This window comes from Gimesia algae (assembly GCF_007746795.1).
Taxonomy (GTDB): Bacteria; Planctomycetota; Planctomycetia; order Planctomycetales; family Planctomycetaceae; genus Gimesia; species Gimesia algae.
The window spans coordinates 7,010,486-7,024,964 of sequence record NZ_CP036343.1; the positions used below are offsets into that span (position 1 = coordinate 7,010,486).

Below are 14,479 nucleotides of genomic sequence, written 5' to 3' on the forward strand. Positions count from 1 at the left end.
TGGGGTTTCAAAATATCAGGAATCACTCCGCCAGCAGATTGCGTAACGGATGAATGATCGTCATTTGTCGTAACTGATCAGATGAGACGTCTATGTATCGAATGGTAATCTGAATCGCTTTTAACGCTTTGGGGTTCGTGGAACCGTCGACGGGCCGGAATGGTGGCGGATCCTCGCCGGTTGCATGATCATTATCCCCGTCGGCATTGTCGAGGTCATACTGGATATGCCAGGTGTCATAAATATTGGTTGCATGGGTCGCATCCGGATTATTATTTTTGTACGCAGGAGTAGCACTCGTGGCGTAGTCCACCGCGATGGTATTCCCGATATCGGTGAACTGACCTAATGCCTCATCGAACAGTTTAATGTCAAAGGCAATTACGTTCGGCAGCACCAGATCTTCAGAACGCCGTAAACCGGACGCATACTGGTTGACGACATTCGTCGTGCGATCCAAAACCAGGGTGGAACCAGAGGGGCTCATTGGATTGGAGCCGCCGGCTGTTGAAGGCGCCTGCGGATACCGGAAATCAATGTCGGATGTTTCCTGGTGGGTAAACCGACCAATAAACTGCGGGTATCCATCAGCATCATCCACATACTCCCGCGGCAATCCCGTAGCATGATTATAACCAAAGCGAAAACGGGTACGCCCCAGTGAAAAATTCGGTGCTTCCAGTGTGGTATTATCCAATGACTCTACACCATGAAAGTTCGCATAAGCGGTTGGGGTGCCGTAACGATAGACGGAAAAATCAAAATCATTCAAGAAATTACCAGAGGTATAAGAATCTAAACCGACGTCGTATAAATTGTTGGCCGGGTCGAAGAATTCCCGTCCCCCCGTGGTCATTGCATTTTCAGCAGTCTGCGGTTGGGTGGAATCGGTGGTTTCCAGATCCAGTGGCTTGCGAATTAACATGGTCCGTCGATAGAGGTTTCCGCCTCTCATGAAATAGCAGACTTCAGCATAAGGAGACACAGAGGTCGTATCGGAGCTGATCCTGGCGTCATCGGTTTCGGGTTGATTGGGATGGGCAATCGATGGCTGTTGTCCAGAAGGTGTCACAGTAGCTCCCAGCACAGACGCTTTCCCGTAATAGGGGGTCGTATCCAGAAGCTTGGCGGTAATGTTGGCATCGACTGTAAACTGAATCAGGTCATCAGAATCGTTATTCGGATCGTTCTCCGAAATGACCAGATATCCTTTTCGATCTGTAAAATCGCTGACTCTGAAAGCGGTTGCCTGCTCAGTGGGGTCAAAGGGTATCACATTCTGAAAAGTTCGTTTATTCAGGTCGGATTGGATGAGTGTGGTCAGCATGCGTGCCCGTTGATCGTTTTCAGAGAGGCCACGCTGGGTGGTAATCGAGTTGGCAGCGATCTGGAAGATCTGGGTAAACATCACCATCATCAACAGAACCAGCGCAACAGATACCAGCAACTCAACGAGCGTAAACCCGCTCTGAGTGATTGCATGGTACTGCCTGCTCTTTCGTCGGGCAGCGAGTTTTCTGTTACCTGCTGAGTATTTCATATTGAATTCTCAATTTCCGTTCGATATGTCATTTCTTTTGAATCGTATCCAGGTGATCAGTTAGAAGGGTCCAGTTTGTTTCCCAAAGCATAAACCTGAACCACATCCGAGCGGACGATCACGCCATCCGCAGTCTCAGCAAGGCCCGCCGAGTTCCGAATATCCTCCGCGATGGGTTGATCCAGGACTACGAGGGCTGCTGTGGCAGTACTGTTTTCTGTGTAGTTCTGAATGCGATACCAGCGCGCGTTTTTGACATCAAAGATGTGCCCCCCCTTCTTGAGGGGCGGCCTGACATGATCAACGGACACGTTCAGAGGAGGTCCTGTAATGTTGTTATTGTAATTCAGTGTGAACTGATAGTTGGGTTCGTCATCCGAACCTTTCCAGCCCAGTTCACCCCGCTCATCGGTGGTTCCATCCTGGTTATCATCTTCGCCAGCAACTCCGGGAGCCCCGTCTGCCCCGGTCGTGTATCTCACAAAATCACTGACGCTGTGTACGACTTCGCTGAGCGGAGAAAAGTCCCGTTTGAAAAATACGACTACATCCACAGAGGCGACCCGGGTAGGCTGGTGCCGTACAGAGAGGAGATAACTGTAACGCTGTTCCTGGATTTCAATACGAACCTTCGACACAATCCCCAATCCGCCTGAATCGACGTAGCGCAAATTATCCGGAAGAGCCGTAAAACCTGTTAGCGTATGGCTGGAAATATTAGCGGGAGGAATCGACGTCAGGGGGCGTACCTGGGCGATTTTTCCCGATTCATCAAAGATCACAATTCGAGACCAGATCCCCTGTGAATAACCGGCGACCGCATTCTGGTCAATTTCTGTCATCAGTTCGGTCGACAGATCTTCCGGATAAAATTCGAGCTCGGTCAGAGAATTCGATTTCGGGATCCCTTCAAACTGAACTCGCCAACTGTCCTGCTGAGAGAAGAAATTCGGTCCCGAGCCCATCGCAGTAAAACCGGCATCGAAACGGATCACCCTCCCGTTTGCAGCCCCCTGGCCATCATTGCCGAAACGTCCCCGATAAGCGGGATCATCTGCGAGCAGATAGCCAATCGGATCTACAATATATTTACGGTTGGTGTAACGGTGCTCATCGCGATTTCCATCATTATCGGGATCGTGCAGTAACCGGTCGGGGAACGCATCGATCATGGCTTCGGCGTTATAACGTAATATGGTCGCGTTGGTCAACTGGGTCGCCTGCGCACTCCGCCTGACGGAGATTGGGAACAGTGTTGCCAGTGGAATCACGCCCAGCCCCATGATCATGACAGACATGAGGACTTCCATCAAAGTCACACCACGACGGCGACTGACAGCGTTCTGGCCGATTGTTTGATAAAGGGATCTCATTTGGCTGTCGCTCCCGTTTCCGCATAATAAAAGACGTCTGGTGGCAATTGCGTTCTGGCATCAATGCCCATGGGAAATGCATTCACGCTACCCGTGCGGGTAAAGATCGTCAGCAGTGAAGGAGTCGTATTCTCCACCACCTCCCATTTTGCCGAACCGTCCGTAAATATCTTCCCCGTATGACGGGGACCATTCAAAGCAGTGCTTAGGAACACGGCAGCATTACCACCGCTGGTGCCGGCTTTTCTGCAGATGTATGTTCTGTCGTAAGGCATATATTGATATGTGCCCCGCGCTGGAAGCTGTACGATAGCCCCTTCGGGATAGTCGGTATTCCTCAGCCAGGAAGATTGAATATTGGCGAGTGTATCAATCACAAAATGAATTTTTCCGCTGCTGGCTTCGCTGCCCATAACCGAACCACGGGGCGAAAACATCAGATCCAACTGGTTGGAATAGAGGCGAAAATCGTCTGAGCCTGGCCAGAGTAATTCGGCGTTATCATCAGCGCCACCACTGAGGTCATCATCGATCCCCGCTTTGCCTGGAGCTCCATCAGGCCCCAGATTTACATGGGCTGTATCAGCGGGAGGCTGCCAACTGGCAGGCAGGAACGAACGGTCCAGGTCGATCCCGGTATCATTGGGCAGTAGAATCGGTTCTTCGCCTGAAAGGACAGCAGGAGGCAATTCCAGCAGATAAGTAGAAGGACCACTTCCGGGAGAGAAGGCCACAACCTCATCCGGTTCTGAAGTTCCCGCATCTCGATAGGGGGTGGTTAACCGCAACAGTTCTGTCCCACCTGAAACTTCCGACCCAGTGACGTCAACCACATACCAGGTCCCGCTGTCATCGCCGGGAATCTTGATGCGTATATTTTCTTTAATCATGCCGCGTGTATAGAGTGTGGCCCAGTCGGTTCCCACACCACTTACATAGTAGATATCCGGAGAGTCAGCGATGTTATCTGAAGGGCTATTGTCGGGCCGCTCCATCTTAATGAGTCCCTGTTGCCAGTAAGGGCTGGGGGCAATATAGACCATACTGGTAACCGCAGTCGGGTTATTAGGGTCGAGCATAAAGCGGACACCCCGGGGTGCTTTGGCATAAATGGCACGATCCCGTGCACCCGCGAGATACGACTGCACCTGGCGAGAGGCACTGCGGGTCAAATCGGTAGAGAGCGCAAAGTTGATCGAAGTGACTGTCATCACAATCAGGATGGCGATGATGGAAATCACGACCAGCAACTCGACGAGCGTAAAGCCGACTCGTTTTGAAGATCGCAGCTTGAACTGATTGTTCCTGTGAAAGGCTGGCATATGCTTACCTTCCTCCGGCTCGTTGATTGTGATTGGTAATATTGTCAAAGACCCCTTCCACGGGTGGTACAGCCGTCGGTTGTGCCAGAACTCCATTGTTGGTGAAGTCATGCGGCTCATACAGTCCGAGGATTCCATCTTCACCAGCAGAAACGATCAGAGGCAGTGAGTAGGTATCCAACACCCCGTATTCGCAGGGAAACAGGCTGGGTAGAGCAGTCGTGTCGTAATAATAACTGGCAGAGTCGTTAAACAGTGTTTGGACCAGGCCGTTCGAACGGGAGTTCTCGTTGGCAAGCCGCCCCAGTGGATCATCTGCATCAACTTCCAGAGGATCCCGTTCGGAAGAGGAAGTGGGCACCGGGGGCAGGCTACTGAAAAATGCGCCTGCGACATCACGCCGAATAGCACCCCCCGCCCCGTAAGGGCGAAACAGGCGTGACGGCCAGTGATAGAACCGCAGAGGCCTTCCCCAGCCATCAATAAACTCTTTCAGTCCGTCACCATCGGTATCAGCAACTTCGGAAGCGTTAAACGCATCTTCTCCTATAGGAGCAATACCCAGTCCGTTAAATTGTGTCAGAACGAAATAGAGATATTCAGAACTGATGCTGAGTCCATCGTCAGAACCGAGACTACCTGCAGTCCCTGCGGTGACACCAGGCTGAGCATCCATGACGTCATTGATTTTTACATTGTCTCCGATAAACTGCGGGAAATTTTCCCGAAAGAGATCTTTGCGAACCAGGATTTCGACAATTGGATCAGTGAGCGAGTAATATTTCTTATTGCCCAGTTCTGAAACAAGCTGTCCCCGTTTACTGCTCAAACGAGGCTGAATCAGTTTGTCAGACCGCTTGGAATCCAGCAGCTTGTGAAAAGCCTGTATCCGCTGGCTCAGCAAACCATTCACCTTGATGATATTCGCCATGGAAGCTTTTTCACGAGCTTTATTGCCGATATTACGTACCACGAACGCTGAGGTGGCAATCAAAAATAACAGGATTGCCACGACCATCATGAGTTCGATGATGGTAAAACCATCTCGGCTGGCTCGAATATCTTGATGAGTCTGAAAACGACGCATGAAAAAACCTGACTTAAAAATACGGGCCCGAGTGACTTAATTATTTCAGCGATCCGCTGGTGAAATTCGTGATATTATCTGCTTCTACAGTGCGTCCTGCAGGGAAGTTTGCATCCTGGGAGTAGTTCCCGCCGGTCCCAAATTGAGAGTCAGCGCCTGGTGAAATAATCTGGAATGATTTGGGCTTGAAAGCCGGCCCCAACGTATCGCCAGGTCTACCCTGATGATACACGTTAGTAACATTCAAACCTAAGGCAGGTATTGAAGGCAATTCTGAAGTACGATAACCGCGTCCGCCGTAACTGCTGAAGTACAGATAAGGCAACTGCTGACTGGGAAACGCATCTTTATATTCGACTGCCGTATCGTTATCGATATCAGTGAAACGTGAGATGTCGAATTCGAAATAAGGCCCCTGACGATTCGTCCCGCCGGAAGCAATCGAAAAAGGGTTGGCAGGATTTTTAGAAAATCCATTTGGCGTTTTCCCCGTCGAATCGAAGACACCTCCCAGGAAAAAGACCAGACATTCTCCCGCATTCAGAATGAACTCATCTGATGTGTCACCATCGTTGTTAATATCTTTACTTAACCCAAAATTAAATTGAGGCCACATCTTGCGAATTAATGCTTTGCTGTGTGCATCCCAAGAGGCACCACCCGCTTCATGCAATTTGATGTAACTGGGCGGATCAATTCCGAAGTCGGTTTTGAAATTGGTAATCGCTGCTTCCAAATTAGCGATTTCCGTGCGAACCTGTGACTGTTGTGCCCTCAGTCGGACAGAGCCGATGGCGGGGACGAGCAGACCGATCAGAATCAGGATAATGACAATCGCGATCATCAGTTCGATTAAGGTGAACGCACGCCTGCTATACTCTGACGCCGAGAGGGTAATTGGCGGCCGACGTTTCATTGTTTACTCCTAACTCTTTACGGAACAACAGTTTGAGACTGGAAAACCCTGTCTGCCAGTGCTTGAGAGCGAAATCAGCAGAGAGTTTTCTACATTATAATAGAGGCAAATTTCATGCCTTGATACCAGCAATAAACGTAACCTGTTGTTATTGTTTACTATATCGCTATTTCACTACGTCACAGACAGGTGATTTCGTGGGAAAAATCTGTATTATTCTGCAACACCCTGTCCAAAACACTACGAAAGATCGTTCAATAGTTTAATTAAGGGCATGAAGAGGGCGATCACGATGAAACCCACAATCAGCCCCAACACGATCACCATGAGTGGTTCGAGCAGACTCACGAGAGCGTCCACGAGCACGGCGACTTCTTCGTCGTACACGTCGGCCACTTTATAAAGCATATTATCGAGTGCACCGGTCTCTTCACCGACGTCCACCATATTGACCACGATATCATCGACGATTCTCGCCTCTCGTAATGGCACCGCCATGGTCTCCCCTTCGCGGATCGCGGCGTAAATGGTATCGAACGCGCGCTGGAAGACCATATTTCCTGCGGTATCGCGGGCAATGATAATCGCTTCCAGAATGGGAACCCCGGAGGCGATCAGCGTACCTAAGGTACGGCAGGTACGTGCCGTCACCGACTTACTGATAATCTTTCCTAATAACGGTATGCGCAGCGAGATCCAGTCGACCACGAACGCCCCCTTCTTATTCTTCTTCACAATCTTGATAAAGATATAAAACGCCAGCGGCACCGCCGGAAAGAGGTAAAAGTAAGAGACGACAATATCACTGATACCCATGAGCATCAGGGTGATACCAGGCAGTTCGGTACCGAAATCCAGGAAGATCTTTTTGAACTTCGGAATGATCCAGTACATGATGAACCCGACGATCAGGCCGGCAACCGTGATCACGGCGACCGGATAGATCATGGCCCCCTGCACCTTTTTCTTCAGACTCTGGGCACGTTCCTTGAACTCAGCCAGGCGTTGCAGAATGATTTCGAGGGCACCACCGGCCTCCCCCGCTTTCACCATGTTGACGTAGAGGTTATCAAAACATTTCGGCTGTTTGGCCATGGCTTCGGAGAGCGTGTTCCCCGATTCAATATCATCAATCACGCCATCCAGCGACGCTTTGAGCGGACCGGGCTTGGCCTGTGCTTCCAGAATTCGCAGACTTCGCAGGATCGGCAGACCGGCATCCTGCAGTGTGGACAGCTGACGGGTAAAGGTACAGAGCTGCTTAGGCCGCACGCCACCAATGGAGAAGCCCCCTTTTTTGGCACTGGCTTTTTTCGCTGCACCGCCGCCCGTTTTTCCGCCGGCTCCTTTTTTCTGTTTCTTTCCGCGACCTTTTTCGGCAATTTTGGTAACAAAAAAGCCCTTCTCTTTAATGAGTGTCTGCGCATCAGCTTCAGAAGGGGCCTCGATCGTGTCTTTCACTTCGAGTCCAGTATTATCCATGGCCTCATATTGATAAACCGGCATGGCGTTACTCCGTCAAAAGTCGTCTTAAAAAATGGTTTGTTTTGTAAATGAGCCTGATGGCTCTCAATTATGCAATGTCTTCCACCACGGTTTCGCGGACCACTTCGTCGATAGTGGTGACGCCGTCAAAAATCAGTTTCAGCCCCGCTTCGCGGAGGGTGGTCATCCCCTGGCTGCGGGCCATGTTGCGTATATCATCAACCGACGCATCTTCGGTAATCAGGTCGCGAATTTCATCGGTGACATCCATAAGTTCATACAGACCGGTACGGCCTTTATAACCCGAGTTATTGCAGGTCGCACAACCTTTGCCGTAATAGAAGCTGTACTGGCGCGCCTGCTCGATCGGGAGCTGCAGTTCCATTAACAGTTCATCGCTGGGTTCAAATTCAGTGCGGCATCCCTTGCAGATTGTACGCACGAGACGTTGTGCCTGAATGGCTTCCACGGTTGCGGTGATCAGGAACTTGGGAATATCCATATCGAGCAGACGGGTAATCGCTGAGGGCGCGTCGTTGGTATGCAGGGTGCTGAATACCAGGTGGCCTGTCAGCGCCGACTGAACGGCGATTTCTGCTGTTTCGAAATCGCGAATTTCGCCGATCAGAATCTGGTCGGGATCGTGACGCAAAATCGCACGCAGAACGGTAGCAAAGGTGACTTGAATATCGGGATTGACGGGAACCTGAATCAAACCATCGATATCGTATTCGATAGGGTCTTCAGTCGTAATAATTTTTTCTTCGATGACGTTGAGTTCATTTAAAGCGGAATACAGCGTTGTCGTCTTGCCACTTCCCGTTGGCCCCGTCACCAGTACAATTCCGTTGGGGCGGTGAATCATTTCACGAAAGCGTGACAGGGTGGTGGGATCCATGCCGATCTTATTGAGGTCCAGCTGCACCACGGTCCGGTCGAGCACCCGCATAACAACCGCTTCGCCAAACAGGGTCGGCAGCACACTGACCCGCAGGTCAACCGGGTTACCGCCCACGTTGAGTTCGATACGACCATCCTGTGGCATACGGCGTTCTGCGATATCCAGGTCGGCCATAATTTTCACACGCGAGACGATGGCATTGGCCAGGTGGCGTGGTGGCGGCACCATTTCATAGAGCACGCCATCGGCACGCACGCGAATTTTGAATTCGTCTTCGAAAGGTTCCAGGTGGATGTCGCTTGCCTGATCTTTGATCGCCAGCAGCATTACCATGTTTAACAGTTTTCGAATGGGAGCGGCGTCGGCAACTTCTTCGGACGAAGAGAGGTCGTAGACATTTTTTGTTTTATGTTCACTCAGCTCGTCTTCCATTGAGCCGATGACATCTTCAATGCTGTCCTGACGCTCCGCGTAGTGTCGGGCAATCGCTTCTTCCACATCTTTCAGATTGGAAACGGCACCCCGGACATCATACCCCAGGAAGTTACGCAGGTCATCCAGTGCGGACACATTCTGGGGATCCGCCATGGCAACGGTGAGCACCCCATCTTTCAGTGACACCGGCATAATTTTGTAGATGGAGGCCATCGTTTCCGGCACGAGTTCGAGCACCTTGGAAGGGATATTGGTCTCTTCCAGCTCGATGACGGGCATACCCCACTGCTCAGCGAGCGCCTGGGTGACTTGTTCATCAGTCACCAGCCCCATGCGGATGCCGACCTGACCGATGACCTCACCCGGGCTCTGCTTCTGCTCTTCCAGGATATCCCATAACTGATCTTCTGAGATATATCCCAGATCGACCATGATTTGACCAAGGCGTCTCGCTGCCATGTATGCCTACCTTTTCAGTTTGATTATTCTTTCCGAAATGACTGACGCGACCTGGTGCTTCCCTGCTCCCGATCATTAATCTTCAAAATCATCATCATCCTCTTCGTCGTCATCTTCGAGCAGTCCCTTCTTGGCCATGGCGATTTTGGCTTTGAGCTCGCCGGGATTATTCGACCGCATGACGACATCTTTTTCCTCGCAGAGCCCATCGCGCCAGAGATTAAACAGCGCGTCATCCAATAACTGCATACCGTACTTACGTCCGGTCTGAATACTGGAGTTGATACGATAGGTTTTGGCTTCACGAATCAGGTTGGCAATCGCCGGCGTTACTACCAGCATCTCATACGCAGCCACCAGCCCTTTTGGTTTTTTCGGCATGAGAGCCTGACTGAGAATGCCGATAATAGACGAGGAAAGCTGAGTTCGAATCTGGTCCTGCTGACTGGTGGGAAACACGTCGATAATACGGTCGACAGTCCCCTGAGCCCCGGTTGTATGCAGTGTCCCAAACACGATGTGTCCGGTTTCCGCAGCAGTAATCGCAGCGGAAATCGTTTCCAGGTCACGCATTTCCCCCACCAGAATCACATCGGGGTCCTGCCGCAGAGCACGCCGCAAGGCTTCGGGGAATGTGGGGACATCGACGCCAATTTCCCGCTGGTTGATCGTGGATTTATTATGCTGATGATAATATTCAATGGGGTCTTCCATCGTGATGATATGATGGTCCATCGTATTATTCATGTGATTAATCATACTGGCCAGACTGGTTGTCTTACCACTACCCGTTGGTCCCGTCACCAGAAACAGACCGCGCGGGCGTTCGAGCAGATCTGAAATCACCGAAGGCAAACCCAGCTGCTCGAATGTCAGAAACTCGTTGGGAATTCGTCGCAACACCATGCCGATCTGGCCGCGCTGTTTGAAAACCGAAACCCGGAAGCGAGCTTTATCACCAAAGGCAAACCCGAAGTCAGTCCCCCCGACTTCCTGCAGTTCCTGCTGGTTTCGTTCGGGTGTGATACTCTTCATCAGGGCGACAGTATCATCGGGCTCCAGGCTTTTGGTTTCCAGACGCACCATGTGTCCGCCCATGCGAACAACGGGGGGCTGGCCTGTGGTGATATGCAGGTCACTCACCTTTTCTTTAACGACCGTCTCCAGCAATTTGTCAATCTGAACTGTTGCCATCCAAAGTACTTTCTGAAAACTCTTTGACTGAAAAGTGAGCGATCACCGAAAGTTCACGGGAACGACGATTTACGCCAGAAGTCTGGATCATTCTTTGGTTTGAGTTATTCCATTTCCCAGAACGAATCAGCTCCTGGATCTTTGTCCCTGAACAACCGGGTCTAACAAGAATTTAGTGAAACGAAAATCAGTAAAATTAAGGAAATAAAGATAAGACGATTTAGAAATGTAGTATGAAATCAGGCCGCTTTTGGCGTGCCTGGCTTAATTATCCGGTATTCTGCAGCAAAACTCAACAAATGCACGAAAATAGATCAAACTCTTCACATGAAAGCAGAAGCTGTTTTTTCCCCCGTTTCACCTGAAGAATCCAATCGAAGTCGCTTTTTCTCCCCTGTTTATGATCCTTCCAGACCTTTTGCCAGCTTCATTGCTTCCGACAGAGTTGTGATGCCCTGCAGAGCTTTCTCGGCAGCATCCTCAGCCAGCGATTTCATGCCGTGAAGCCGGGCCTGTCTCCTGATGTTCTGTGCGGCCTCACTGCGAAAAGTCATTTCACGTATAGAGGAATTCATCATCATCAGCTCAAACACCGCTTTACGCCCCTTGTAACCAGTGTGTGAACACGTGTTGCACCCCTTACCTCGATGATGAATGGCATTTTCGAGCTGACTTTCGGTAAATCCGAGGTACTCGAGTTCCCCCGGATCAGGGACATAAGTCTCCACACACTTTCCACAAACGACACGTACCAAACGTTGCGCCATGACTGCCATCACACTGGAAGCAACGAGGAACGGCTGTACCCCCATATCAATCAAACGTGTAATAGAACCGGGCGCATCGTTCGTGTGTAGCGTACTGAATACCAAGTGTCCTGTCAAAGATGCCTGGATCGCCATCTCCGCTGTTTCTTTGTCTCGAATTTCACCTACCAGAATCACATTCGGAGCCTGTCGCAACATCGCACGAATAATGCGTGAAAAATCGAGTCCAATATTATGCTTCACTTCCACCTGATTGATACCGGGTAGATAGTACTCGACAGGGTCTTCAGCCGTGATGATCTTGCGGTCTGGCCGGTTCAGTTCACCGAGAGCACTGTACAAAGTGGTCGTTTTTCCGGACCCCGTGGGACCGGTCACCAGAAAGATGCCGTTTGGCCGACGAATGATCGTCTGGAAGCGGCGATAATTTTCTTCCGAAAAACCGAGGTTACGAATCCCGACTTTGATGTTATCGCGGTCCAGGATACGCATGACCACAGCCTGGCCATGATTGGTTGGCAGAATACTGACACGCAGGTCATAGTCCTTGCCGGCAATCGTCGTTTTAATTCGACCATCCTGAGGACGCCGTTTTTCGGCGATGTCCATAGTCGCCATAATCTTGAAACGGGAGACCAGTGCCATCAGCAGGCGGCGGGGTGGGCTGTCGCGTTCTATCAGTACACCATCAATGCGGTAGCGGATACGAATCCGGTCTTCGAAAGGTTCGACATGAATATCACTGGCCCGCATATTAACGGCTTCACTGATGATCAGGTTCGCCAGCCGAATCACAGGGGCACTGTCGTCTTCTTCCGCAACATTATTTGAGCTGGCAAGTTCGGTGGCGGTGATATCGATGGCCGTTTCCGTAAACTCCTTTAACATCGTATCGACCGACTCGGTTTCACTCTGACCATAATGCCGATTAATGGCGGCCTGAATCGATTCAATGGGAGCCATGACTACGTCAATATCACGGTTAATAATGAACCGCAGTTTATCGAGTACTTCGTATTTCATCGGATCATGCAGGGCAATCTGCAGCGAATCCCCATCCATTCGCACGGGAATCACGGTATTTTCCCGCGCCATGGATTCCGGAACGAGTTCGATTACCGACTGAGGGATTTCGAAGCCTTCCAGTTCGACAAACTCATATCCATACATGGACGCCTGGGCCTGCGCAATGACTTCGGCTCCTACATATCCCAGTTTGACAAGTGCTTCTCCGGGGGAAATTCCCATGGAACCGGCCAGACTCGAGGCTTCATCCAGCTGCGCCGGACCAAGAAACCCATCATCTACTAACTGTTGCATCCAATCATCGGCCATTCAATTTCTCCACGGAATAGAATCAGTTTTAAACTGCGAGGACTCTGTTTTTCCCATAACATACAGTTGGAATCAAGACTCCGGTCAAATCTGGTTTATGAAAATTATATGAACTCCCAGTGGCATTCCACCATCCAGCAGATCTAAATCCTGCTGAATCCGTTCGTCATACCCGCATCAACGGAGCGGACTGCTTTCTACTTTTCCAATACGCGATTGGGGAAATAAGAGGTTAGATATGTCGAGCGAGAATTGTTCAAGGTGTCTGGAGCTGATAGAGCGACTTCCCCGGAACACGTTTTGAATCGAGTTGACGGGAAAACTCTATAATCAACCAGAACAGGCTATTTTAATTTTGTAGTAGACGTTGAAGGGTGTCAAGGATGTAAATCACGATACTGATAATACTTGAGAGAGTTTTCACATTCTCCCTTTCCAGCAGGTTCACTGCTGGTCCAGAAGTCTCAGCCCGAAAAAGAGAGTGCCATCTCCTGCATGGCCGCTACGGTTGTGTTAATTTGCTCCACTGTTGTAAAAGGCCCGGGACTAAAGCGAAGTGTTCCCCCGGCTTCTTTTGAGCCAATACAAGCGTGAATTCGAGGGGCACAGTGTAAACCTGCCCGGATCTGAATCCCGAAATTCTCATCCAGAATGGAGGCCAGTACCTGTGGTTCAGCGGATTCACTAATCAGACTGACCACCCCTACCCGTTCTTCGGCCGCTCGGGGTCCGGTCATCAGAAAACCGGGGAGTTGCTGTAGACCTTCCAGCAGTTGTGCTGTCAATTGCTGCTCATGCTGGCGGAGTGCAGAGATCCCCTGTTCGAGCACGTACTCAAGGGAAGCACGCAATCCAATCAGCCCCGGGGCGTTGTGATTCCCTGATTCGAATTTTTCAGGTATGGAATCTGGTTGTGTTTCTTCTTCGCTACGTGTGCCGGTTCCCCCCTGGCGAAAGCTTTCCACCTGATCGGCCAGTTCCGCACGCAGATACACCAGGCCAGTTCCCAGCGGGCCCAGCAAACCCTTATGGCCGGGACATGCCAGGAAATCAACAGGCATCTGGGATACATCCAGAGGCAGATGACCGGCTGTCTGAGCGGCATCGACCAGAAAAAGTACGCCCGCCTGGCCTGCGATTTCCCCAACTTCATTCACGGGTTGAATGGTGCCCGTCACGTTTGAAGCATGATTGAGCATGATGAGCCGCGTGTTTTTTCGAATGGCCTCCCGAAATGCCATCGGTTCGACCAGACCAGCCTGATCTGCGGGAATGATGGTAGTCTCCAGTCCCCAGCGGTCTTTCAATGTCTGCAGCGGCCGCAGTACCGAATTGTGTTCCACGTCCGATGTGATGACATGATCTCCGGGCTTCAGCACGCCATGAATAATTGTATTCAGGCTGTCTGTCCCGTTGAAGGTGAAAGCGACTTCTTCAGGACGTGCTGCCCCCAGCAGTCTGGCAGCGAGTTTTCGACATTGATCGATAGAGGTCTGCAGTTCGATTGATTTCCGATAGGCTCCACGACCGACGGCGGCACCTATGTTTCGATTGTAATCATCCATCGCAGTGTAAACGGAATCTGGCTTGGGAAAGCTGGTGGCTGCGTTATCCAGATAAATCAACGACTGCTCATTCATGGTTCAAACTCAATCCACTTTCAGA

General features: G+C 50.7%; 10 protein-coding genes. All 10 read right to left on the reverse strand.

All coding sequences use genetic code 11. From position 1 onward, the window contains the following. Nucleotides 1-22 precede the first annotated feature (22 nt). The 10 genes from Pan161_RS26385 to Pan161_RS26430 all read right to left on the reverse strand — a co-directional run bounded on the left by Pan161_RS26385 (nucleotide 23) and on the right by Pan161_RS26430 (nucleotide 14,454). Complete coding sequence (locus Pan161_RS26385; RefSeq protein ID WP_145231736.1) at nucleotides 23-1,540, reverse strand: prepilin-type N-terminal cleavage/methylation domain-containing protein; 1,518 nt, start codon at nucleotides 1,538-1,540, stop codon at nucleotides 23-25. 56 nt (nucleotides 1,541-1,596) lie between these two features. Continuing rightward, nucleotides 1,597-2,913 carry a type IV pilus modification PilV family protein gene (locus Pan161_RS26390; RefSeq protein ID WP_145231737.1) on the reverse strand — a complete coding sequence of 439 codons (1,317 nt, stop codon included), beginning with the start codon at nucleotides 2,911-2,913 and terminating at the stop codon, nucleotides 1,597-1,599. Then, nucleotides 2,910-4,235 (reverse strand): pilus assembly FimT family protein, encoded by a 1,326-nt coding sequence (locus Pan161_RS26395; protein ID WP_145231738.1) that lies wholly within the window; start codon nucleotides 4,233-4,235, stop codon nucleotides 2,910-2,912. Before Pan161_RS26395 ends, Pan161_RS26390 begins: the two co-directional genes overlap by 4 nt. A 4-nt stretch (nucleotides 4,236-4,239) precedes the next feature. Continuing rightward, on the reverse strand, nucleotides 4,240-5,322 hold the full coding sequence (locus Pan161_RS26400; protein ID WP_145231739.1) for a type II secretion system protein: 1,083 nt from the start codon (nucleotides 5,320-5,322) through the stop codon (nucleotides 4,240-4,242). Between the two features lie 40 nt (nucleotides 5,323-5,362). Beyond that, nucleotides 5,363-6,238 carry a type II secretion system protein gene (locus Pan161_RS26405; protein ID WP_145231740.1) on the reverse strand — a complete coding sequence of 292 codons (876 nt, stop codon included), beginning with the start codon at nucleotides 6,236-6,238 and terminating at the stop codon, nucleotides 5,363-5,365. 240 nt (nucleotides 6,239-6,478) lie between these two features. Further along, nucleotides 6,479-7,744 (reverse strand): type II secretion system F family protein, encoded by a 1,266-nt coding sequence (locus tag Pan161_RS26410; RefSeq protein WP_145231741.1) that lies wholly within the window; start codon nucleotides 7,742-7,744, stop codon nucleotides 6,479-6,481. A 67-nt stretch (nucleotides 7,745-7,811) separates the two neighbouring features. Continuing rightward, nucleotides 7,812-9,518, reverse strand: coding sequence for a GspE/PulE family protein (locus Pan161_RS26415; RefSeq protein WP_145231742.1), 1,707 nt, complete (start codon nucleotides 9,516-9,518; stop codon nucleotides 7,812-7,814). A 75-nt stretch (nucleotides 9,519-9,593) separates the two neighbouring features. Next, entirely contained in the window at nucleotides 9,594-10,712 is a 1,119-nt protein-coding gene (locus tag Pan161_RS26420) for a type IV pilus twitching motility protein PilT (RefSeq protein WP_145231743.1), read from the reverse strand. A 398-nt stretch (nucleotides 10,713-11,110) separates the two neighbouring features. Beyond that, nucleotides 11,111-12,814 (reverse strand): GspE/PulE family protein, encoded by a 1,704-nt coding sequence (locus Pan161_RS26425; protein WP_145231744.1) that lies wholly within the window; start codon nucleotides 12,812-12,814, stop codon nucleotides 11,111-11,113. Nucleotides 12,815-13,278: 464 nt separating this feature from the next. After that, complete coding sequence (locus tag Pan161_RS26430; protein WP_145231745.1) at nucleotides 13,279-14,454, reverse strand: aminotransferase class V-fold PLP-dependent enzyme; 1,176 nt, start codon at nucleotides 14,452-14,454, stop codon at nucleotides 13,279-13,281. Nucleotides 14,455-14,479 lie beyond the last annotated feature (25 nt).